Genomic DNA, 24,111 nt, shown 5'->3' with positions numbered 1-24,111 from the left:
TCACGTGAAAATCATTAGCAATCATTTAGCGCTTGTTCTAGTCATATCATTGCTTACCATAAGCTGTGAGCAAGAACAAAGCCGTAGTATTGTACAAGACATGACTGTAGAATATCTTCAAGATCCTATCGGTATTGATCGTAAAAACCCCAAATTGAGTTGGAAATTAACCTCAAGCACATCTGGAAAGTATCAATCTGCGTATCAGATTCTGGTGGCTTCTTCTCAAAAATTGCTTTCTGTAGCCGAAGCTGATCTTTGGAATTCAGGAAAAATAGAAAGTGCTCAAAATCTCAATATCCTCTATTCCGGAAATTCTCTACAATCGAATACTACATATTTTTGGAAAGTAAAAGTTTGGGATGAAATAGGAGCTGAAAGTCAGTGGAGTAAAGTAGGGTATTGGCAAACGGGAATGTTAACTCCTGCAGACTGGAAAGCGCAATGGGTCTCTAATAAGTATGCAAAAGTAAGTGATCATAGAGAGCCCTTTAGCCAATATGATAATTCGCGCACTTTTAGTAGTGAAGATTCATTAGCAGTGTACATGCGTAAAGAATTTGCTATCAAAAGCAGTATTAAAAAAGCCACCGTATACATTTCGGGATTAGGATATTATGAGTTATACTTGAATGGGGAAAAAGTAAGTGATCACGTATTGGATCCTGTATTTACAGATTATCAAAAAACAGTAAAATACCTTGCATATGATGTCACGAAAAACTTAAAATCAGAAAAAATAAATAGCATTGCAAGTATACTAGGAAACGGTTTTTACAATCATACAGAAAGAGATTTGTTCCAGATGGAAAAGGCCAATTGGAAAACACCTCCTAAACTGCTTTGCCAGCTCATCGTTGAATACGAAAATGGAGATATTGAAACTATTATCTCTGATGAAAGTTGGAAGTGGTCGTATGGACCTATTGTATATAATAGTATTAGAGGTGGAGAAACTATTGATGTCAGAATTGATATAGCGGGTTGGACGTCAAATGGCTTCGATGATTCCTTATGGAAACCTGTTCAACAAGTGCCTGCGCCTTTAGGAAAATTATCGTATCAATATATGCCCCCGCTTAGAGAAACACGGAGTTTTAAAGCAGATAGTGTCTGGAGCCCAAACGAAAAAGTAACTGTTTTTGATTTTGGTGAAAATATCACAGGATATGCAGATGTTACTATTGAAGGAAAAGAAGGTACATTAGTTCATCTCTATTTTAATGAAGCTTTACATAATGATGGTACATTAAACAAAAAGCATAGCGCTGGTCATACATGGGGAAGATTTCAACACGGAAAGCTGATATTAAGTGGAAAACAACCTGATGAATTTTCGCCACGTTTTACGTATCACGGTTTCAGATACGTACAGGTTGAAGGTGTTTCAAAAGAATCTATCAAATCTATTGAAGCAAAATCTGTACATACCGATGTACAAAGTATAGGCACTTTCGAATGTTCTAATAAGAGATTAAATCAACTTCACGCAGCAGTACAAAGAACTTTGCTTAATTCTATACATAGTATGCCGGGAGAAGAGGCCACTAGAGAAAAAATGGGATGGGCTTTTGATGGAGGAATGATTACTATGGAATCTTACTTGATGAATTTTGATGTGATCAATACCTATAAAAAATACCTTCAGGATTTGATAGATGCTCAGGAGCCAAACGGACATATTCCTCCTATTGTTCCTACTAATGGATGGGGATTTTTAGAAAAAACGAAGAAACAAAAAGATACCACCATTCAATATGATGATCCATGGTGGGGGGGTACCATAGGATTTGTGACCGATGAGCTATTTAGAGCCACAGGTGACACCGCGATACTTAAAAAAGCCTACCCATCTGTAAAAGCATATGCTGATTTTGTAGAAAGTACAGCCTTAGACCATTTAGTATATTGGTCGCTGGGCGATTGGTTAGATCTAAAACAGTGGGCTAATGGTTGGGGCCCTGGGTTGACACCAATTGAGCAAACTTCTACTGCAGCAAATTATTATTTGCACCGGTTGGTTGCTGATTTTGCTATAATTTTAGGAAATAAGAAAGATCAGAAGCGATATGCTAATCTAGCAGAAAAAATCAAAGAAAAATACAATAGTACTTTTTTAAAAGAAAATGGATGGTACAGTGAAGGGAGTCAAACGGCACAAGTGGTTCCATTGCAATTGGGCATCGTTCCTGAAAATAAAAGAGAACTGGTTCTCGAACGTTTATTAGAAGCTATACGTACAAATGAGAATCATACCAATGTAGGATTTGTAGGTGTAAATCCATTATTAAAATATCTTTCTGAAAAAGGACATATACGAACCGTATATGATATGGTTACCCAAGAAAAAAGCCCAGGATGGTTGCATTTCGTAAAAAATGAAAGAAGCACTATGGGAGAAAATTTGAACGCAGCAGGCTATGGAACCAATCATCACCCTTTTACAACCAATATCGGTTTTTGGTTATATCAATATTTGGGAGGAATTCAGGTGGATCTAACAAAAGATGAAACCATCATTTTGAGACCAGGTTTGGATACAGCGCTAGAATGGGTTCGTTGTTCTTATGAAAGCCTTCAGGGTACGATAGTGAGCAACTGGAAAAAGGAAAGGGACATCATAATTTATCATTTAGAAGTCCCTCCTAATACTTCAGCAAGACTAATTCTTCCAAAGGGATATGCTCTGTTAGGAACTTACACCAAATTCGAAATCAAAAATGATCAAACTGCGATAATTTCTCCGGGAGTATATACTATTAGAATAGAAAAGAATGATTAACTCATATTGGGTATAAGGTTTACATAATTAAAAACGGTAAAATTAGATGATTTGTTATCGTGAACAGCAACAAACCTTTTTACATATGATAATTTGTCACATAGAAGTATTAAAACTAAAATATAGTTAAAATTCATATCTCAATCCGATGTTGTAATTTCTTTCAGCAGCTGTCCACCCAAAACGATCTACATAATCGGTGTCGAAAATGTTATTAATACTTCCAGAGACCGACAGTTTTTTCTTAAATGTGTAGGATATAACACCATCAAACAAGTCGTAGGCGTCTAGAGTGATCTCTTCATTTTCAGGAACTTCTCCCACATGCAAATGGGTTACTTTTATGAGTACATCTTTTACGGGAATAGCTGATAGGGTAAATCCAAATTTATTTTCGGGAACTCTTCTCAAAATTACTTCATCATCAAGTGATCGGGTATACGTATAATGTCCTGTCAATATAAGTTGTGGTAAGAAACTATAGCTAGAGGTAAGCTCTACTCCGTCTACTTTGGTTTCCCCTTCAACATTGGTATATGTCCCTATGGTAAAGTCATCATTAAAAATAAAATCTATAAGATTCTCATCTTTTCGATAAAAATAAACCGCTGACAACTTGAATTTTTTAGTAGACCTCCATTCAAATCCACCTTCAGCCGTTTCTGAGTCTTGTGGCTCGAGATCTGGATTACCCGCATTGGCCTCAAGAAATCCAAAATCCCCAGCATACAATTGATTCAAAGATGGTGATAAGAATGCCGTTGCATAAGAACCTAAAATCTTAACAGCATGATTACCAAACTTTATGTTGTAACTAGGGTTTATATTCCACACAAAATTTGTTCCGTACAAACTGTGGTTATTTAACCGGCCTCCCAGTTGGAAATTAAAATTCTCATAGTCATGAATGATAGATACATAAGGATCGATCATTGTAAAACTTTCATCATCTGCATCTTCAGGCTCCCATTCTGGACGTTGAAAATTAACCCCTCCTACTAATTTTATATCTTTAGTAATAGCTTGATCCACAATAATGTCTGCTTGCAGTGTATTCCCGTTAAACTCACTTATATCCCGTTCATCGGGGTTGCTAAAACTTGGGGAATTAAAAATTCGTTCATTTGTATGATAAGAAAAATTACCTCTTATACCACCAGAAGTCCATTCGTACTTAGGTGATAAAGCAAACTTAAGTAACTCTTGCTCTAACTCAGAATCGTCATCTCTAAAGGCGCCTGCATCAAAATCACTATCAATATGGTCACGTGCTGCTAATAGCCCTATCGAAAACCGATCGTTGAATTGATACTCTAATCTAGCCATTACATTTGAACTCTTAAAACCATCATCATCAAAATTTTGATTTCCAATAGTATCCAAAGCCGCAGAAAAGCCATCTGAAGTACGATAGGAGTTACTAATGGTATATTTAAACTTATCAATTGCACCAGAAATGTTAATATTGGATGTAAACGTGTTGAAGCTACCCACTTCAATATTCGTAATAAGTTTAAAAGGCTCTTTGGCTGCTTCTTTGAGCGTAATATTGATCACACCTGCTGCTGCTCCCGTTCCGTACAAAGAACTTAACCCTCCTTTAAGCACTTCAATAGACGCTACCTGATCCAAATCCAGCATACGAAGGTCGAATGTCTGGGTCAAACCAGATGGATCGTTAAAAGGAATACCATCTATAAGTATTAACGTTTGCTCGCTTTGAGCGCCTCGTATTCTATAGCTAATATTTGTACCTGGTGTAGCAAAATTTCCGTCTATTTGAATACCAGGAATTTCATTAAGTAAATCGGTGACGTCTTTACCTCGATTGGCTTCAATTTCTTCTTGTTTGAGTTTAAAAATTGTCTTTCCCGATTTCTCTACCGGGGTTTCAATTTTGTTTCCGGTAATCACTACATCACCCATTTGAACTACCTTAAGTGAGTCCTGTGATTTTGCAACAACGAAGCATAGTGCCGCAACAGCAAAAAAATACGTTTTCATTCTTTTGAATATCTTAATTTTAATACATACTACTTCTATATTGAAGTAAGTCAATACATTTTTGCAACGCCTTCACCCGAAGCTTACAAATACTAGTTTTAATTTGGCAGGTCTCCTGACTTGCATTTGCTACTTAACCTTCCCATCATACGACAGTGGTTTGAAGAAGTAGCAACTTGCGGTAATACCATTTCAAAGTAGAACTGGTATAACAAGATGCTGAAAAAATTCAGCACACGCTTACAGTTGCGGGGACAGTTCTTGATTTTCACAAGATTCCCTTTTAAGCTTCTATTTTAACGATGTAAAATAGAAGCACCAAATACAGGCGCAAATATATATTTTTAAATCAATAAATAGCAGAAGAAATGATTTATCTTTCAAAAGAATGAAATGAGATCCATTTTCATAGATTTTATTATTCAACAAATTATCAGAAAACTCTATTTTTACAACTTAATAGTGTATACAATCATAGAGAAGAATAGAGAGCCTTGGGGAATTCTATTGATTAAAGCCGCTTTATGTATTAGAAAATCTTTTACGACTTTAAACTGATGCAAAACCAAACATTTTGTTGTATTTTTAAGTTTCACCGTAGGCCTTCGACTACGCTCAGGGTAAACTGCTATGCTGAAACTTAGTAAACACTCTTCTAACGCTACATCTCGCCCAAAGCAATGCTTTGTCGGGGGTATTTTCAAACCTCATAACGAAATTCTAATGCATAAAGCGAGTTAAAGTTTTGATACAATTTAGATGGCTATAAAATTTGATATTATAGTAACTTTGTTTAATGAGCGCATACTAGTTCAACATTAGAACTGGTATTTTTCTAATAACTAACTAAAAATTTTTACAACTGTTGATGGATACTACCAATTTCCCCGAGTTTATTACTAGTTTGTCACAAGATTTTGTTTCGGTCATAAGTACAGAATTTTCCGAGAATGATTACATTGCTATAGATTTATCAAAGCATAATAAAGCACTTGATGCCATTGATGTTTCATCGTCTAAAGATTTTGAACGGTACATTTCAGAATATGTACATAGAAATAATGCAAAAGTTGCTTATGGTGGATACAACGAGACTAGAAATATATATAGAAGAAGTACTCATTTTAATCAAGCAAATCCAGACACCGAAAGAAATATACATTTAGGCTTAGATATCTGGTGCGATGCCAACACCGAAATACTATCGCCACTCGCGGGTACAATACATAGTTTTAAAAACAACAACAATTTTGGAGATTATGGCCCTACAATTATTATAAAACACAATATAAACCATGTCGTTTTTTATTCATTATACGGGCATCTCAGCTTAACCTCTCTTGTTTCTGTTGAGGTTGGTCATAAAATAGCAGCAGGTGAGTGTATAGGAACATTGGGAGATGCTACAATCAATGGAGATTATGCACCCCATCTGCATTTTCAAATTATAAAGGATCTACAAGGACATATTGGAGACTATCCCGGCGTTTCAAGCCGACGGGATTTAGAGTTTTATCTGCAAAATTGTCCTGATCCTAATTTATTATTAAAAATCAAATAATTATTCGTTACCTCTAGTAGTTAAAAGAGAACGATTAGATAGTGTCTAAGCCTGCTAAAGCTAATCATTGGGTAGTAGCTACTCATTCACAAGTACCCATTCTCCTTTCTCTATTAGCGGGAGCGCTTGTTTATATTTCAGAGTTTTATTTTCTCCACTCATTACATGTTTGATGGTTACCTTGTCATTACGACCAATTTTAGGTTGTTCTCGCACTATCGTTTCAGTTACTTGAGGTCTTCCCTGTGTTTGTCCCGCAGCTCTACTTTGAGCAGCTCGTTCATCCATATTTGGGATTTCTTCTTTAGAGGTTTCTAATTGCTCTCTTCTACGTACTTGTCGAGCTTCAGAAATGTCCTGAGTGTTTCCTGTTGGTAATTCTCCTTTAAATAAGAAAGAAATAACATCCTTATTAACGTCTTCTATCATTGCCTTGAATAGCTCAAAAGCTTCAAATTTGTAAATTAACAAAGGATCTTTTTGTTCATGAACGGCAAGCTGTACACTTTGTTTTAATTCATCCATTTTACGTAGATGAGTTTTCCAGGCATCATCGATAATGGCAAGAGTAATATTTTTTTCAAAGTCTGTAATGAGTTGTTTTCCTTCAGACTCGTAAGCTTTTTCCAGATTCGTAGCCACGTTGATACTTTTAACACCATCTGTGAATGGAACCAAGATGCGTTCGTATTTGCTAGACGGGTCTTCATAAACCTGTTTGATTACCGGGTAAGCCGTTTCTGCATTACGTCTCATTTTATCCTGGTAATGCTCATAAGCTGATTTGTATACTTCAGCAGTAACTTTTTGTGCATCCATCTTTTCAAATTCTGCTGCATTAACCGGGCTACTCATAGAGAAATAGCGTATTAATTCGAATTCGAAGTTTTTAAAATCTTGAGCACCTTTATTTCCTTCAACGATTACTTCAGCAGTATCATAAATCATATTGGCGATGTCTACCCGTAAACGCTCACCAAACAATGCATGATAGCGGCGTTTGTAAACTACTTCTCGCTGTGCATTCATTACATCATCATATTCCAGAAGGCGTTTACGAACTCCGAAATTGTTCTCTTCTACTTTTTTCTGGGCTCGCTCGATAGATTTTGAAATCATAGAGTGTTGTATCACCTCACCTTCCTTCAGACCCATACGATCCATCATTTTGGCAATACGTTCAGAACCGAAAAGACGCATTAAATTATCTTCAAGAGATACATAGAATTGAGAGCTCCCTGGATCACCCTGACGACCGGCACGACCTCGTAACTGTCTGTCTACACGTCGAGAATCATGACGTTCGGTACCTACAATAGCTAAGCCACCTGCAGTCTTTACTTCGTCTGATAATTTAATATCGGTACCTCGACCTGCCATATTGGTTGCAATAGTTACCATGCCCGTTTTACCAGCCTCGGCAACAATATCGGCTTCTTTTTTATGCAATTTTGCATTCAATACATTATGAGGAACTTTACGTATGGTAAGCATTCGACTCAATAGTTCAGAAATCTCGACCGATGTGGTACCAATAAGTACGGGTCTTCCGGCTTTTGACAGCTCTGTCACTTCGTCGATAACGGCGTTATATTTTTCGCGCTTGGTTTTATATACCAGATCTTCTCTATCGTGTCTTGCTATGGGTCTATTTGTAGGGATTTCTACAACATCTAGTTTATAAATTTCCCATAATTCTCCGGCTTCTGTAACGGCAGTACCCGTCATCCCGGATAGCTTACCATACATTCTGAAATAATTTTGAAGCGTTACCGTAGCAAAAGTTTGCGTAGCATCTTCAATTTTTACATTTTCTTTGGCTTCAATAGCTTGGTGTAGACCATCGCTATATCGGCGTCCATCCATAATACGACCTGTCTGCTCGTCGACAATTTTCACCTTATTGTCCATCACTACGTATTCTACATCTTTTTCAAATAAAGAATACGCTTTTAACAACTGCCTTAGCGTATGAATTCTTTCGCTTTTTACGCTATACTCTCTAAAAAGCTCTTCTTTTTTCTCTGCTTCTTTCTCTTTTGATAATTCTTGTTCTTCTATCTTGGCGATTTCCATACCAATTTGTGGCAAAACGAAAAAATCAGGATCATCTTTTCCAGAAAGATACTCAACTCCTTTATCAGTAAGGTCTATTTGATTATTTTTTTCTTCTATTACATAGTATAAATCTGCATCAATTTTATGCATTTCGCGATTATTATCCTGCATGTAGAAGTTTTCGGTTTTTTGAAGTAATTGCTTGACACCTTCTTCACTTAAAAACTTGATCAATGCTTTGTTTTTAGGAATCCCACGATATACCTGTAACAGTTTGAAACCACCTTCTTTTGAGTTTCCTTCTTTAATCAGCTTCTTAGCTTCTGCTAAAACTGTTGTGAGGTATTTTTGTTGTACCGAAACGATGTCCGCAATTTTAGGTTTTAATTCGTCAAATTCGTGTACATCTCCTTTAGGGATTGGCCCCGATATTATTAAAGGAGTACGAGCGTCGTCAATTAACACAGAATCTACTTCATCAATAATAGCATAGTTATGTGGGCGTTGTACCAGGTCTTCTGGGGCGTGTGACATGTTATCCCGAAGATAATCAAAACCAAATTCATTATTCGTACCATACGTAATATCTGCATTATAAGCAGCTCTGCGTTCTGCAGAATTTGGGCGATGGTTATCGATACAATCTACCGTGAGACCATGAAATTGAAATAGAGGTGCCATCCATTCGCTATCACGTCTGGCCAAATAGTCGTTTACAGTTACTAAGTGCACTCCGTTTCCGGATAGGGCATTAAGATATACAGGAAGCGTTGCGACCAGCGTTTTACCTTCACCTGTTTGCATTTCTGCTATTTTACCCTCGTGCATAGCTACACCACCAATCAGTTGAACATCATAGTGGATCATATCCCATTTTACTTCTTTTCCTGCAGCATCCCAACTCGTAGCCCAAACGGCTTTATCACCATCCAGAGTAATATACTCTTTTTGTCCAGAAAGTTCACGATCATATGTAGAAGCGGTTACTTCTACTGTTTCATTAGTAGCAAATCTGGTCGCTGTTTCTTTTACTACTGCAAAAGCTTCTGGAAGGATATCATGTAATGCCTTTTCTGTAGCTTCGTACGACGCTTCTTTTAATTTGTCTATCGTTACATAAATATCTTCTTTTTTATTGATATCCTCTACAGTATTTGCCTCTTCTTGTAGTTTTTCTATATCGTTTTGAATAGCGGCGCGAGCTTCTTTTATAGCGTTCTTAAACTCTGTAGTTTTAGCACGAAGTTCATCATTAGAAAGCTTTTCGATTGTTTTTCCTGCCTTTTTAATTAATTCAACTTTGGGTTGAATCTCTTTTATATCTTTTTTGGATTTATCTCCAACAAATGCTTTTAATACAGAATCTAAAATTCCCATGATTTATGGTTATGTGTTTTTAATGAGATCATCGTTTCTAATTGAAACTAAGCTATGAAACCTTTTTTAGGTAACACTCGGGTTACATTCTTTTTAGGATTCGTAATTGTCTCAAGACCTAGATGGTCATTATTATACAATGTTTATGTGTTTGTTAACAGTCATTAATACGGCGTAATTTACGCAAAAAAAAAGCCTCTTGCGAGACTTTTGTACCTATTTTCAATAGTATTAATATTCATCTTCGTTCCAAAGGTAATCTTCGTCTGTAGGATAGTCTGGCCATATTTCTTCTATAGAGTCATATGAGTCTCCTTCATCTTCGATCGCCTGTAAATTTTCTACAACCTCTAGAGGTGCTCCAGTACGAATGGCATAATCTATTAATTCGTCTTTTGTAGCTGGCCAGGGTGCATCACTCAAATAGGATGCTAATTCTAAAGTCCAATACATATGTTTACTGGTTTATTTTTTTTGCAAAAATAATTTTTTAGTTTAAAAAGTCAAGTAAAAAACTAATTATTTAAACAATAATTATAAGAACGTGATTATTTAAGGTTTTCCCTTATCAATTTTGTATCAAAGTAATCTTATGCATTCTTTTTCGGAATCCATTTTATTTCGTTTGCATTTAAATCGTGGGACAACTTTCGTGCCAGTACAAAAAGATAGTCAGACAATCTATTTAAATAGTGTAATGTGGTGTCTTCAAAAGGAGTTATTTCATAGAGCGCAGTAGCCAACCGCTCTGCTCTTCTGCATACACACCGAGCTATGTGACAGAATGACACGGTTTGATGCCCACCGGGTAAGACAAAATTTGTCATAGGCGGTAATAATGCATTCATTTTGTCTATTTCGTGTTCTAATACTCTAATATCTTCATCTGCAATAGTAGCAATAGTAAGTCGTTTTTCTCCACTCTTTAAAATAGCCTTTTCAGGATCTGTGGCTAATAGTGCTCCCACAATAAAAAGTTTGTCTTGTATATCTATTAATACAGCTTTGCTTTCTGCATCAATGTTTTGATCTCGAATTAAACCAATATGCGAATTTAATTCATCTACAGTGCCATAGCTATCGATCCTAATGTGATGTTTGGGCACCCTGGTACCACCAAAAAGTGCTGTTGTGCCTTTATCTCCTGTTTTTGTATATATTTTCATCGTTTGATTACTTCTTGTATTATTTTTTATTTTTTTTCTTGTCCATGTAATTTTTTCTGAAGTTACGCTTACCACGATTGTACCATCTGTTTTTATTACGTTTCGTATTCCAGGAAACAGCTATAAATAAAATTGCTATTCCAATAATCATTATAATAAGTTGCGTTTCTTCAGAAAGGGAATCGAACATAACTTTCTATCTTTTCCAGTAAAAGTAGAAAAATGTATTTAATTGTCTCCAAATATTACTTGGGTATTTTTAAAGTGATCTTCATGAAAAATACTAAATTTGTGACGCTATGGAATTTTCTTCAAAATTACTGGAAAACGCGGTCTATGAGATGTCTCAACTACCCGGGATAGGAAAACGTACAGCATTACGTTTGGTGTTGCATTTATTGCGACAGCCTAGTTCCCAAACTGAACATTTGATTAAAGCGTTGGGACAATTAAGAGAAGAAATAAAATTCTGTAAAAAATGTCATAGCATAAGCGATGATCATATTTGTGATATCTGTAGTAATCCTAACAGGTTGCAGGAGATCGTTTGTGTGGTTGAAGATATTAGGGATGTTATGGCGATAGAGAGTACAGGTCAGTATCGAGGATTATACCATGTTTTGGGGGGTAAGATAAGTCCGTTAGATGGTATAGGTCCGCAGGATTTAAATATTGCCTCATTACTTTTCAAAGTGAATGCCGGAGAAGTAAAAGAATTAATATTTGCGTTAAGTGCGACTATGGAAGGTGATACTACCAATTTTTATATTTACAAACAACTAGAAGACCAAGAAATAAAAACTTCTACCATCGCACGTGGTATTGGGGTAAACGACGAACTTGAATATGCCGATGAAGTTACCTTGGGTCGAAGCATTCTTAATAGAATACCTTTTGAAAATGCGCTGAAGAGTGAGTGAATCAAACGCGTTTTACTTGATAATCAAGATGTAAATGCTTTTAAAGTTCGCTTCGAGATAAAAATTAGTTTTCAACTAGATACCCTCTTTGGGCTTGCCCTGAGGTTATTTGGGATTAGGATAGCTAAAAAAAAGTAAAAGGGTATTTGTAAAACCCTTTTTAGATTAAATTTAATAGATAAAAGCTAACGTTTGCGCTTATTTTTAATTAAATTCGCAAAAATTACAACTCATAAACACTTATAATTAAGAATATGGCAAAATTTGAACTTAAACTTCCAAAGATGGGCGAGAGTGTTGCAGAGGCAACAATTACTACTTGGTTAAAAGAAGTTGGAGATACTATTGAGTTGGATGATGCAGTAGTAGAGATTGCTACAGATAAAGTAGATAGCGAAGTGCCTAGTGAAGTAGAAGGAGTGTTGCTGGAGAAGCTTTTTGAAGTAGATGATGTAGTACAAGTAGGACAAACCATAGCCATTATTGAAACAGATGGAGAAAGTAATGCTGACTCAAATGCGGAGCAAGCCGAAACTGAAATTGAAAATGAACCTAAAGAAGCTGTAGCTATTGAAAACCAAGTTTTGGAAACTACAGAAGCCGTTTCAGGTAGTACCGCGGCAGCGACAGATTTTTCTTCAGGCAGTAGGTTTTATTCGCCTTTGGTAAAAAATATTGCGGCAACCGAAGGAATATCCATAGCGGAGTTAGAATCCATTTCGGGAACCGGAAAAGAAGGCAGGGTTACCAAAAATGATATCTTACAATTTGTAGAAGATCGTAAAAACGGAAACGTTGCGAAATCTACGGAAGAAACTAAGAAAGAATCCTCGCAAACCGCTCAAAAACATGTTCAGAAAAAGCAAGATACCCCCAAAGCAACACCGGTCGCTGTAAGTGGTAAAGATGAGATTATCGAGATGACAAGAATGGGTAAACTCATTGCGCATCACATGGTCGAATCGGTACAAATATCGGCTCATGTACAATCGTTTATCGAAGCCGATGTCACCAATATCTGGAACTGGAGAAAGAAGGTGAAAGGAGATTTTATGAAAAGAGAAGGAGAGAACCTCACGTTTACACCCATCTTTATGGAAGCTGTTGCTAAAGCTATTAAAGATTTTCCTATGATTAATATCTCTGTTTCTGGGGATACGATTGTTAAAAAGAAAAATATTAATTTGGGTATGGCAGCAGCCTTACCAGATGGTAATCTTATTGTTCCGGTAATTAAAAATGCAGATCAATTAAATCTGGTAGGCATGACTAAGGCAGTCAATGATTTGGCGAATAGGGCTCGTAATAATGAATTGAAACCAGATGATATCCAGGATGGAACGTATACGGTAACAAATGTGGGTACGTTTGGAAGTATTATGGGAACCCCAATTATTAATCAGCCGCAGGTAGCCATCCTTGCTCTTGGAGCTATCAGAAAAGTACCGGCAGTGATAGAAACACCAGAAGGTGATTTTATTGGAATTCGTTATAAAATGTTCTTATCACATTCTTATGACCATCGAGTAGTAAACGGTGCTCTTGGAGGTCAATTTGTACAGCGAGTAAAAGAATATCTTGAAGCTTTTGATGTGAATCGGGAGGTTTGAAAATAAATATAGAATAGTCTAATAAGCGAGGGTGAATCAATAGGATTTACCCTTTTTTAGTTAAATCAACATCTAATACGTTACTAATACTGCTTCCATTTTAAGATTACTCAAATGACTGCTTTTGTTTGAGTAATTTTAAAGTAGAACGGGTATAATGTTATCAATAAATTAGCAAAATTTTGTACGTAAAAACTATTCTGTTTTTTAATTTTAATCATCTGTAAACCATATTGATTCTACTAATATTCTGTTGTTAACTTTTTAAAACTATGAGAAAAAGACAAATCGTATACATTTTGCCTTTCTTTCTAAAGCAGCCAATAATCTAACGATCAACTATAAACGATCAACGATCAACTTAAAAAAGCGAAACCTGAAACCAGTTAGTAATTCTAAATTCTGAATTCTGAATTCTGAATTCAGGATCGACCATCAACGATCAACGATCAATCCAAAAACCCGAAACCTAAAATTACCCTCTAAACAAAAAGAAACGATCTTTCATATGCTCAATTTCAGAATTTTTGTTAGTTATAATATAATCAATCGCTTCTTTGGTAAAGTGCTGTCCTTTATCGGTTAGTGAAACAATGTTGTTATCAATAGTAATCATATTATTTTTAAGCGCCAGATTTAAAACAGACGTTGCCTGTACTTTTTGCCAATTAATATGCTCATTTAGGTGCTGTACGTGGCGCTCTTCTTTTTCTTCATGATTAGCCAAATGAAGTAAGAAGGTTAGCAAAGACACTTCAATACGTTGTTGTCTCTGGCGGTACAGTACCGAAAGCAATCCTTTCTCTGGTGCAAAAAGATATACTAATAAAAAAAGCAGTCCTAAAACAGTAGTCATCGATCCCGAAATTGAAGCATCTAATGCGTGAGCCATCCAATACCCAAGTATAGCACTTCCAACTCCAAAAGTAATGGCCAGCACCAGCATTTTTTTAAGGTCATTGGTTAATAAGTATGCTGTTGCTGCCGGGGCAATCATTAGGGCAATTACCAAAATAGCGCCTACAGCATCAAAGGCTCCTACGGTAGTTACAGAAGAAACTGTCATTAAACCATAATGCATAACCATAGGAGACAGCCCCAGGGCAGAAGCTAAACCAGCGTCGAAAGTACTTACTTTTAACTCTTTAAAAAAAGTAAACAACAGTCCAACGGTTATGATTAAAATAGTACCAATGACCCAAAGCGATTTGGGTCCAAGATCTATATCTTTAATAAATAAACGATCAAAAGGAGCAAAAGCCAATTCACCTAACAGTACGGCATCTACATCTAGATGCACATCATTCGCATTTTTTGAGATCAATATAATACCGATGCTAAACAACACCGGAAAAACCAAACCAATGGCAGTATCTTCTTTTACCAATCCTGTTTTTTGTATAAATTCTACCAGTATTACCGTAAGAACTCCGCTAGCGGCAGCCATAACAATTAGTAACGGAGAAGATAAATCATGCGTTATAAAAAAACCAATAACTATACCAGGTAGAATAGAATGACTAATCGCATCTGTAATCAAGGCCATTTTACGTAAGACCAAGAATGTACCTGGTATAGCACAGGCAATTGCAACCAGGCTGGCAATTAATTGTATTTCTATTTGAGCACTACTCATCTTCCTGTTTTAGTAATTGATTATATAAGTTTGCTGCGGCATGATATCCCTTTGTAGTCATCGACCACATCGTTCCTTGTATCTTTACAAAGTCTTTATCCTCTAGCTTTTGAAGGGATTTACGGGTGAACCCCTGGAAATTGTTCAAAATTCTTATGGCATGGGGGTGTGAAATATCTTCGTGTGTTTTGGCAATGTTGTACATAAAAGACAGCGTTTTATGTAATTGAAGATCATTTCTGTTTTTTCTGAAACGAATTTCTCGAAATAATAAACCACGACCCGGAGAAAAGAGAAATGAGAATACTACGAAAACAGCTGCAACCAATACTATGACTGGTCCTGTTGACAGATTGTTTTGACTGGCACTAATTGCGGTTCCTAAAATACCAGAAAAAGCTCCGAAGATTGCTGCCAAGATCACCATAACCGCCAAATTGTTGGTCCATTGTCTTGCAGCTGCTGCAGGTGCCAAAAGCATAGCACTCATAAGTACTACGCCTACAGTTTGTAACCCTAATACAATCGCCACAACGATAAATGATGTGATTAAAATGTCCAGAAATTTAGTATTAAACCCGAGCGTTTTTGTGTAATCAGGGTCAAAAAGTAATAGTTTTAGTTCTTTCCAGAAGAGTAGTAGTACGATAAGGCTAATCCCGGTCACGATTACCATAAGCCAAACATCACTTTCGAGCAATGTTGCTGCTTGTCCAAAAAGGTAACTCTCAAGGCCGGCTTGATTTGCATTCGGCATTTTTTGAATATAGGTTAATAACAACATTCCAAACCCAAAAAATAAAGAAAGTATGAGTCCTAAAGCCGTGTCTGATTTGAGGTGTGTTTTTTTTATAATTCCTCGAATCCAGAAAGTTCCGATTAGGCCACTAATTAAGGCTCCCAATAGAAAAGCAGAACTATTTTTGGTTTTGATGATGAGAAAGGCAATGGCAATACCAGGCAAGGCAGCATGAGAGATAGCGTCTCCCAACAAGCTTTGCTTACGAAGCACCGCAAAACTTCCTAACATACCACATATAGCACCTAAAACAGCTGTGCCAATAGTAATGGTGCGTAGCGTATAATCGGTAAATACGAGTTCTATGTATTCTTGTGGATTCATTTATAATTAGTCGTTAGGTGATGGGTTTTAGTCGTTAGTCTTTAGTGGTTAGGTTTTAGTAGTTAGGTAGTAGGGTGGTAGGTTTTAGCGAATAGTAGTTAGGTTTTAAGTTTTAGTCTGTTTTTTATTCTTTTTTGAAGACTGGTAATCATTTTTGATAGTTCAGCTAATTGTATTCTTATTTTTTTGTTTTTTTCTTCGGAAATATAATTTCTTCTATGGGCAATAGTCGTACAAACCACGCATTCTCGAGATGAATTTAAGGCAATTTGAAGATATCTGTTGAATTGCGCATCTGATGCACCTGCACCTTCAGCAATATTTAGAGCAATAGAATTAGCCGCTCTGATATATTGAGAAGATAAAACGTATTGTTCCCTTTTAGGAAACTTTTCGCAAATATCATAGACAATATCAACAAAATCTAAGGATTTTTGATATACTATTAAATCTTCAAAACTAAATTTTACGTTGTCCATTTTATTGCTTGCTTATACTATACAATTATTTTTCAAATCACTATAATCACAAATTAGTTCCTAACCCAAAACCTACTACCTAACTACTAAACCCTACTACCTAACTACTAAAACCTGACTCACTGACTCACCGCTACTTTATAATTAATACCATAAGTTTTAGTCAAATTATCATCGTTGAAAATATCCTTTACTGGTCCAGTAGCAATCTTCTTCACATTTAAGAAAGTTACCCAATCAAAATATTCGGGTACAGTTTGTAGGTCATGATGCACTACTATTACTGTTTTTCCAGCCTTACGGAGTTCTTTTAAGATATTTATAATTGCTTTTTCGGTAGTAGCATCAACGCCTTGAAAAGGTTCGTCCATAAAATAGATAGAAGCATTTTGAACTAAGGCTCTTGCTAAGAATATTCGCTGTTGTTGGCCACCCGAAAGTTGACTAATTTGCCTGTTTTTAAATGCCAGCATTCCTACTTTCTCTAAAGCTTCGAGAGCTGCTTTCTTTTGTTTTTGTCCTGGTCTTTTGATCCATCCCAGGCTACCATAGGTGCCCATCATCACTACATCGAGTGCGGTAGTGGGGAAATCCCAATCTACACTTCCTTTTTGGGGTACATAGGCAACTAATGATCGTTGTGTTTTATATGCTTTTCCATAAATTTGAATGCTCCCGGCAATAGGTTTTATGATATCCAAAATTGACTTGATCAAGGTTGACTTTCCTGCTCCGTTAGGTCCTACAATGGCCATAAGCACACCTTCAGGAATAGCAAGGTCGATATCCCATAATACAGGTTTGTAATTATAGGCTACGGTAAGGTCGTCTATTTGAACCGCAATTTTTTCTTTACTAGTCATTTGTTGATGGTTTCAGGTATCTGGTTTTTGAGTTGATCGTTTATAGTTGATCGTTAGATTATTAGATTTCTGGATTATTAGATTTTTAGATTGTTAGATACTTCACTCCTGACATCTGACAACTGGCTCCTGTCTTCTAACTCCCAGTTACTAATCACTTAAAACTCTATCGCAAAGCATTAATTATCGTATTTACATTATATGCAAACATGCCAATGTAGGTGCCTTCTTCGGTTCCTGGATTGCCCAGGGCATCAGAATATAAGGTTCCGCCTATGATAACTTGGTGATCTCTTGATTGTACTGCGGCTTGTAATGCTTCTATAGTTCTTTTGGGTACAGAGCTTTCTATAAAAATAGCTTTTACCTCTTTTTCAATAATAAAATTAGCTAATTTCTGAACATCTTGCACTCCGGCTTCTGTGGTCGTAGATAACCCTTGAAGTCCGACTACGTTAAAATCGTATGCTTTGCCAAAGTAACTAAAAGCATCATGGGCGGTAACCAAAATTCGTTTTTCTTTGGGCAGGGTCGAGATGATTTTTTTCAATTTTGCTTCCAGATCATTCAGTTTTGACAAATATGCTTCCCCATTTTTTTTAAAAACTTCAGCATGTTTTGGATCTATAATCGAAAGCTCTTTAAGTACTGATTTAGTTACAATTTTCCAGTTTTTTATACTGAACCAGATGTGAGGATCATAGTTAGATGCAAAATAATCAGAACTTATTAATAAACTTTTTTCCAAACTTTCGCCAAGAGGAATAGTTTTTATGCCTTGACTTTTCATCTTTTCAAACACTTCTACCAATTTACCTTCAAGATGTAATCCGTTATAAAAAATGATATCTGCATTGATTAGTTTATCTACATCACCTTCGCTTGCTTTATAAAGATGGGGATCAACACCACTACCCATTAGTCCTTTCAATTCAATCATATCACCACCAATGTTTTGAACCAAGTCTGTGATCATTGATGTCGTAGTTACTACATTAAGTTTTTGATTTTCGTTTTTTACTTCTTTCTTACAAGAAAAAAAAGTAAAGGTGAGTAGCAGAAATATTGAAAGTTTTTTAATCATCTTCTTTTAAAATAAGCAACACATTATATCTAGGCTGTTCTAGATCACAATCAGATGTTTACTAATTCTATTAGGTTTAGTATTTTTGTTTTAGTATTACAGCAAAACTAAAAAAGTTAGTTATGACTAACAAATCAAATTTGAATAATTTAACAAAAAGTGAAGAAGACTACCTAAAGGCTCTTTTTCAATTATTAGCAGAAGATCATACAGTTAAGGTTGGGAATAATCAATTGGCTGAATATCTTAAGGTTTCTCCTGCTTCTACTAATAATATGATTAAGAAATTAAAAGCTAAACATTATGTGGTTAGTGAGAAATATGGAAAATTGGAATTAACTGCAGAAGGGCAATCCATAGCCGTGCGGTTAATTAGAAAACATAGGCTTTGGGAAACTTTTCTGTATAATTATCTCAATTTTAGCTGGGATGAGGTTCATGATGTAGCAGAGCAGCTAGAACATATAAAATCATATAAGTTGATTGACGAATTGGATCGGTTTATGGATTTTCCAGAGAAAGATCCCCATGGCGAACTCATACCTAATGCTAAAGGAGAGTATAAGGTCATCCCTAAAATTACATTATCATCTCTGGAAGAAGGTGATGTATGTAGATTAATAGCCGTTAACGATGGTTCTGTTAATTTTTTAAGATTCGTATCTGAAATTGGATTGGCATTAAGCAGTAAAATTAAAATCCTTGAAATTCGCGAATTTGATAAATCTATACGCATTCAGTTTGATGGCACAATAGAAACGGTAACCAAAAAGTTTGCTGATAATGTATTCGTTAAGAAGGTCATATAGTTTTGGTAAATGTTAAAATAGAGATTGGCTACAAGAATGTTAAAGAATAGCTGTTATCTTTGAGTATCACACAATCAATTTATGGAGCTTAATTTAAAAAAACCGATATGTTTTTTTGATCTTGAAACTACCGGGGTTAACATTTCTAAAGATCGAATTGTAGAAATTTCTATACTTAAGATATTTCCTAACGGCACTCAGGAAAGCAAAACCTGGCTGGTAAATCCTGAAATGCCCATCCCACCAGAAACAACTGCCGTACACGGTATAGATAATGCCAAAGTGGCTAACGAGCCAACATTTAGACAATTAGCGAGCCAGGTTAACGATATGATTAAAGGGTGTGACCTTGGTGGATTTAATTCTAATCGATTTGATATTCCGTTACTGGCTGAAGAATTGTTAAGAGCCGGACTTGATTTTGAAATGAAGAGTAGAGTAGCCATCGATGTGCAAACGATTTACCATAAAATGGAAAAAAGAACGTTGTCTGCCGCTTACAAGTTTTATTGTGATAAAGATTTAGATAATGCACATTCTGCCGAAGCAGATACCATGGCTACCTATGAAGTATTAAAAGCACAACTTGATACCTATCCAGAATTAGAGAACGATTCTAAATTTCTTGCCGAGTTTAGTTCAAGAAAACAATTTGCAGATTTTGCAGGCTTTATTGCCTATGATGATGATGGTAAGGAAGTTTTTTCTTTTGGGAAACATAAAGGCAAATCTGTCGAACGTGTAATGGAGGAGGAGCCAGGCTATTTTGGATGGATTCAAAACGCCGATTTTCCGTTGTATACCAAAAAAGTGCTTACCGCGGTACGACTAAGAAAGTTAAATAATAGTTTAAACTAGTATATAGTTTCTATAATTACCAATTATTATGAAACGAATAGTAATTAAGTTTTTTTGAATATCCGCTATACATCATAAAGTTAACTTTGGCGTCTGGTCTAGCGCAGTAGAGACCTGATTTTAAGATCGTTGGATTTACTAACCTCTCGACTGCGCTCGAGGAGACAGCGTGATATGATTGATTACAGATATTCATTAAATTTTTAGTGTGAGAGCGTAGTGGCTACATATGTTCTCAATTTTTTATTATTTCGTTTTCAAACAATTAAAAATAGTAAAACGTATGAAAATTATTTGCATAGGGCGAAATTATACAGATCACATAAAAGAGTTGGAAAATGAGAAACCAACGGATCCTGTAATTTTTATGAAACCCGACACGTCTATTTTACTTAAAAAACAGCCATTTTTTATTCCTGATTTTTCAAATAATGTACATTACGAAGTAGAGATTCTGGTAAAAATTAAGAAAATAGGAAAGTATATTGATCAAAAGTTTGCTCATAAATATTATGACGAAATAGGTTTGGGAATCGATTTTACGGCTAGGGACATTCAAAATCAGCTAAAAGCAAAAGGACTATCGTGGGAAAAAGCCAAAGCTTTTGATGGAGCTGCAGTTATTGGAGAATGGATCGCTAAAGAAGAATTTTCAGACGTTAATGATATCGATTTTCGGTTAGAAAAAAACGAAGAAATAGCGCAACAAGGTAATACCAAATTAATGCTTTGGAAGATTGATGAACTTATAGCGTATGTATCCCAATATTTTACATTAAAAATAGGGGATATTATTTTTACAGGTACACCGGCAGGAGTAGGGCCTGTAGCTACTAATGATACTCTGACTGGTTTTATTGGTGAAAGAAAAATGTTTTCGATAAAAGTGAAATAGAATTCATAACGTAACTTACTATAACGTAGATAGTAGTTTCTTAGGACTCATATATTCAAAATAGCGTTTTCTTACTTTGAAGTTTTCATCCAGAAAAATAATTGCAGGTAGTGAGAATGGATACCCCTCTCTAGAAGCTAATAAGATAGGAAGTTCATGAATTGAGTTTCGTGAAGTTAAATAACCTTTATTAGTAAAAATAGTTCCATCAAAAGAGATAGAATCTTTACGTTCTACATTCATTTTAACGGCGTAATATGCGGTGTTAATTTTCTCAATAATTTCTGGTTTTGTATACACCACACGATCCATTTTTTTACAATACGCGCACCAATCAGCATAAAAGTTAATCATTACTTTTTTTGGTTGTATTGCAAGCGCATTCTCTAGCTGTTCAAAACTTAGCCAGTTAATAGTAGCGCTTTTTTGAGCCAAGATTTCTATACTAATAGCTAAATGTAGAAATAATACAACCTTTAAGTATTTCATTGCTAATCGAGTTTACCAAATTTAATTCCTATAAAAAATGTTCTTGGCGCTCCTGGACCGTAAATATAATCAGAATCACGAAGTGGTCCTATGTCAAAATCATCTTGATAACTGTTAAATATATTTTTAACCCCTCCGCTAAAAGTGATTTGAAAATTTTCTGAGATATCTGTATGATATTCAAGTTTTACATTTATATCCAAAAAAGGATCAGTATCTACAAGATTTAAAAATCCTGATTCACTTACAACTCTGGGTACTATCATGTTTCCAGTATACGTTCCTGTGAGATCCATATTAAAATGTTTCCCAGGGATCCATGATGCATTTATATATCCATACGTATTCGGGTTTCTTACAAATTCATCTACAACCACGTCTTCTTCGCCAGTTATGGTACCATCGGTTTCAAAGAGTACTTGATCTTCATCATACACGGCTTTTTGAATAGTACCACCTAGCTGAAACTGCCATTCTTTTGATGGAGAAATACCAATTTCAAAATTGGTACCAAATACTTTTGCACCCGATCCATTTCGTACTTCTTCGAGAATAGAACCATTTTCAAGAACTGCACCTGTACTTACTAAAGTAAAAGGGTCTTTCAGGTCTGTGTAGAATCCTTCTAACAAGAAATCTGTCTGAACTTTATTCATATTCTTCGTATAATTCAGCGAAGCAGTATACGCATCAGAAAACTCGGTATCTAGGTCTTCTGATAAAATTACAAACTGAGGTTCCCCTCCAACCGAAGAAATATGTAAATCCTCATTAAAAGCTTGAGGCGCTCTAAAACCACGCGCATAACCCGCTCTGAATTTTAAAGATTTAAGAATAGTATAAGCTATCGTTACACGCGGACTAAGTACGGTTTGTTCTATAGATACGTCGCGTAAAATACCCCCAATAGTATAATCGCCATCAACATTTACGTGATCTAGGCGTGTACCTATAAGTGCGGTGAAGTTGTCACTAGGTTTCCATTCATATTGTAGATAAGAACCAATTGTATGCACTTCCTGATCAATACGTCGATTATATCCAGTAATAATATCTTCGGTATCGCTAATATTGTATTCTGTACCTATGGTGATGATATCGTTATTTTTGAGGTTTTGAGTAAATTGAACTCCGGTAAGCAAAGCTAAATCTTTGGTTGTTCCATAAGCATTTAGCGCCAAAATGCTGTCTTGCCGTGATCTAGCGCCTCCTAATCCTCCGTAATAACTATTCCTGTCAGTATATTGACCAGAGGTGTAGATGGAAAAGTTGTTGGTTCCTTTTTTGTTTTCAGCTTCATAAGTAACACCTCCCAAGAACGTATCATGGTCTAATTCTTCTGTAATATCAGTAAAATGTGGAGCTAGATCAAGACGATCCCCTCCTCGACGATATTCTTTTATGGTAGTAACATCTAGAGAAATTTTACTTCTATCACTTGGTTTAAAAAATGTTTTTAAACCAAAAGTGGTATTTTGAAGTGTTGTTAATTCTGTAAAACCATCATCGTTGGCATCAAACTCTTCGCGATCTCTGTTTAACCCGAACACTGTGATTCCAGATAGTAAATCATCACTTACAAGAGATGCATTAAAATGTAGAGAGCGATCTGGAGTATCGCCATCGATAAGCCCAAAATAACTTCCTACCTCCCAAGTGTTTAAAATCGGGTCTTTGGTGATAATATTAATAGTTCCTGCAATTGCATTAGATCCATAGAGAGCAGAACCGCCACTTCTTACTACTTCGATCCGGTCAACAATGTTTGTAGGTATTTGCTCTAATCCGTAAACACTGTTTAGTGCACTAAAAACTGCTCTGCTATTTATCAAAACCTGAGTATAGCTGCCGTCTAAACCATTTAGTCTTACTTGAGTAAATCCGCAATTTTGACAATTATTTTCTACCCGTACTCCTGGAGAGTACGTAAGACCTTCAGATATCGATATAGATTGAGTGGCTTCTAGTAGTTTAGGGCTTAATACATTAACCACTACGGGAGCTTTTTTTCTGTTGACACGGTTTCTAGTAGCACTTACAACTACCTGATCCAAATTTAATCGATCTTCGTTAAGTATAAATTCCTTTATGATTGTATCGTTAGAAGTAACCGAAAGCTTTTTTTCTAGTGTTTGATGACCTAAAGCGCTTATGCGTAAAAGGTAATCTCCAAAAGGAATATTATTCAACGCAAAAACACCATTTTGATCACTAGATGCATAGGTATTAAAAGTAGCGCTTGATAGTGCTACATCAGCATAGGGTAACGTAGCTTTTCCAGTGTTTATATATCCCTTTAAATTACCGGTTTGACCGAGTATTAAAGAAAATTTAAGTAAAGCCAAAAAGCAGAAGAATAGTTTCATACTGTATTGATTACACTAATTTATTAGGTTC

18 protein-coding genes and 1 riboswitch are annotated in these 24,111 nt (G+C 35.8%); of the genes, 7 read left to right on the top strand and 11 right to left on the bottom strand.

Features of this window, described 5'->3' with window-relative positions; translation table 11 throughout:
* Positions 1–4 precede the first annotated feature (4 nt).
* Positions 5–2,782 carry a family 78 glycoside hydrolase catalytic domain gene (locus J8281_RS00510; protein WP_210195630.1) on the top strand — a complete coding sequence of 926 codons (2,778 nt, stop codon included), beginning with the start codon at positions 5–7 and terminating at the stop codon, positions 2,780–2,782.
* Between the two features lie 126 nt (positions 2,783–2,908).
* Here J8281_RS00510 and J8281_RS00505 read toward each other — a convergent pair whose 3' ends face one another.
* Positions 2,909–4,786 (bottom strand): TonB-dependent siderophore receptor, encoded by a 1,878-nt coding sequence (locus J8281_RS00505; protein ID WP_210195629.1) that lies wholly within the window; start codon positions 4,784–4,786, stop codon positions 2,909–2,911.
* 87 nt (positions 4,787–4,873) lie between these two features.
* Positions 4,874–5,124, bottom strand: a riboswitch (cobalamin riboswitch).
* Between the two features lie 530 nt (positions 5,125–5,654).
* Here J8281_RS00505 and J8281_RS00500 point away from each other — a divergent pair.
* A complete protein-coding gene (locus tag J8281_RS00500; protein ID WP_210195628.1) occupies positions 5,655–6,347 on the top strand; it encodes a peptidoglycan DD-metalloendopeptidase family protein in 693 nt (230 codons plus the stop codon).
* 78 nt (positions 6,348–6,425) lie between these two features.
* Here J8281_RS00500 and secA read toward each other — a convergent pair whose 3' ends face one another.
* From secA to J8281_RS00485, 3 genes are all read right to left on the bottom strand, one after another.
* A complete protein-coding gene (gene secA / locus J8281_RS00495; protein ID WP_210195627.1) occupies positions 6,426–9,782 on the bottom strand; it encodes a preprotein translocase subunit SecA in 3,357 nt (1,118 codons plus the stop codon).
* A gap of 231 nt (positions 9,783–10,013) precedes the next feature.
* Complete coding sequence (locus J8281_RS00490; protein WP_008272287.1) at positions 10,014–10,235, bottom strand: DUF2795 domain-containing protein; 222 nt, start codon at positions 10,233–10,235, stop codon at positions 10,014–10,016.
* A gap of 137 nt (positions 10,236–10,372) precedes the next feature.
* On the bottom strand, positions 10,373–10,948 hold the full coding sequence (locus J8281_RS00485) for a cob(I)yrinic acid a,c-diamide adenosyltransferase (RefSeq protein ID WP_210195626.1): 576 nt from the start codon (positions 10,946–10,948) through the stop codon (positions 10,373–10,375).
* 299 nt (positions 10,949–11,247) lie between these two features.
* On the opposite strand from J8281_RS00485, the gene recR reads away from it, so the two are divergent.
* Complete coding sequence (gene recR / locus J8281_RS00480) at positions 11,248–11,868, top strand: recombination mediator RecR (RefSeq protein WP_210195625.1); 621 nt, start codon at positions 11,248–11,250, stop codon at positions 11,866–11,868.
* 254 nt (positions 11,869–12,122) lie between these two features.
* Positions 12,123–13,478, top strand: coding sequence for a dihydrolipoamide acetyltransferase family protein (locus J8281_RS00475; RefSeq protein ID WP_210195624.1), 1,356 nt, complete (start codon positions 12,123–12,125; stop codon positions 13,476–13,478).
* A gap of 475 nt (positions 13,479–13,953) precedes the next feature.
* Here J8281_RS00475 and J8281_RS00470 read toward each other — a convergent pair whose 3' ends face one another.
* From J8281_RS00470 to J8281_RS00450, 5 genes are all read right to left on the bottom strand, one after another.
* On the bottom strand, positions 13,954–15,114 hold the full coding sequence (locus J8281_RS00470; protein WP_210195623.1) for a metal ABC transporter permease: 1,161 nt from the start codon (positions 15,112–15,114) through the stop codon (positions 13,954–13,956).
* Positions 15,107–16,237: a metal ABC transporter permease gene (locus J8281_RS00465; RefSeq protein WP_210195622.1), complete on the bottom strand. Its 1,131-nt coding sequence runs from the start codon at positions 16,235–16,237 to the stop codon at positions 15,107–15,109. Before J8281_RS00465 ends, J8281_RS00470 begins: the two co-directional genes overlap by 8 nt.
* Before the next feature lie 98 nt (positions 16,238–16,335).
* Positions 16,336–16,716, bottom strand: coding sequence for a four helix bundle protein (locus J8281_RS00460; protein WP_210195621.1), 381 nt, complete (start codon positions 16,714–16,716; stop codon positions 16,336–16,338).
* A 119-nt stretch (positions 16,717–16,835) separates the two neighbouring features.
* Positions 16,836–17,579, bottom strand: coding sequence for a metal ABC transporter ATP-binding protein (locus J8281_RS00455; protein WP_210195620.1), 744 nt, complete (start codon positions 17,577–17,579; stop codon positions 16,836–16,838).
* 166 nt (positions 17,580–17,745) lie between these two features.
* The gene (locus tag J8281_RS00450; protein ID WP_371812572.1) at positions 17,746–18,660 is read right to left on the bottom strand and encodes a metal ABC transporter solute-binding protein, Zn/Mn family; all 915 of its coding nucleotides are present in this window, start codon (positions 18,658–18,660) and stop codon (positions 17,746–17,748) included.
* A gap of 125 nt (positions 18,661–18,785) precedes the next feature.
* On the opposite strand from J8281_RS00450, the gene J8281_RS00445 reads away from it, so the two are divergent.
* From J8281_RS00445 to J8281_RS00435, 3 genes are all read left to right on the top strand, one after another.
* A complete protein-coding gene (locus J8281_RS00445) occupies positions 18,786–19,472 on the top strand; it encodes a metal-dependent transcriptional regulator (RefSeq protein ID WP_210195618.1) in 687 nt (228 codons plus the stop codon).
* A gap of 81 nt (positions 19,473–19,553) precedes the next feature.
* Positions 19,554–20,330 carry a 3'-5' exonuclease gene (locus tag J8281_RS00440; RefSeq protein ID WP_210195617.1) on the top strand — a complete coding sequence of 259 codons (777 nt, stop codon included), beginning with the start codon at positions 19,554–19,556 and terminating at the stop codon, positions 20,328–20,330.
* 283 nt (positions 20,331–20,613) lie between these two features.
* Positions 20,614–21,225, top strand: a complete 612-nt coding sequence (locus J8281_RS00435) for a fumarylacetoacetate hydrolase family protein (protein WP_210195616.1) — start codon at positions 20,614–20,616, stop codon at positions 21,223–21,225.
* An 18-nt stretch (positions 21,226–21,243) separates the two neighbouring features.
* On the opposite strand, the gene J8281_RS00430 is transcribed toward J8281_RS00435, so the two are convergent.
* Positions 21,244–21,714: a thioredoxin fold domain-containing protein gene (locus J8281_RS00430; RefSeq protein ID WP_210195615.1), complete on the bottom strand. Its 471-nt coding sequence runs from the start codon at positions 21,712–21,714 to the stop codon at positions 21,244–21,246.
* A 2-nt stretch (positions 21,715–21,716) separates the two neighbouring features.
* Positions 21,717–24,080 carry a TonB-dependent receptor gene (locus J8281_RS00425; protein WP_210195614.1) on the bottom strand — a complete coding sequence of 788 codons (2,364 nt, stop codon included), beginning with the start codon at positions 24,078–24,080 and terminating at the stop codon, positions 21,717–21,719.
* Between the last annotated feature and the right edge of the window lie 31 nt (positions 24,081–24,111).

The sequence above is a fragment of the Aquimarina sp. U1-2 genome (assembly GCF_017897595.1).
Classification (GTDB): Bacteria; Bacteroidota; Bacteroidia; order Flavobacteriales; family Flavobacteriaceae; genus Aquimarina.
The sequence above is the reverse complement of the archived record's forward strand: the minus strand, read 5'-3'. Positions and strand labels throughout refer to the sequence as shown.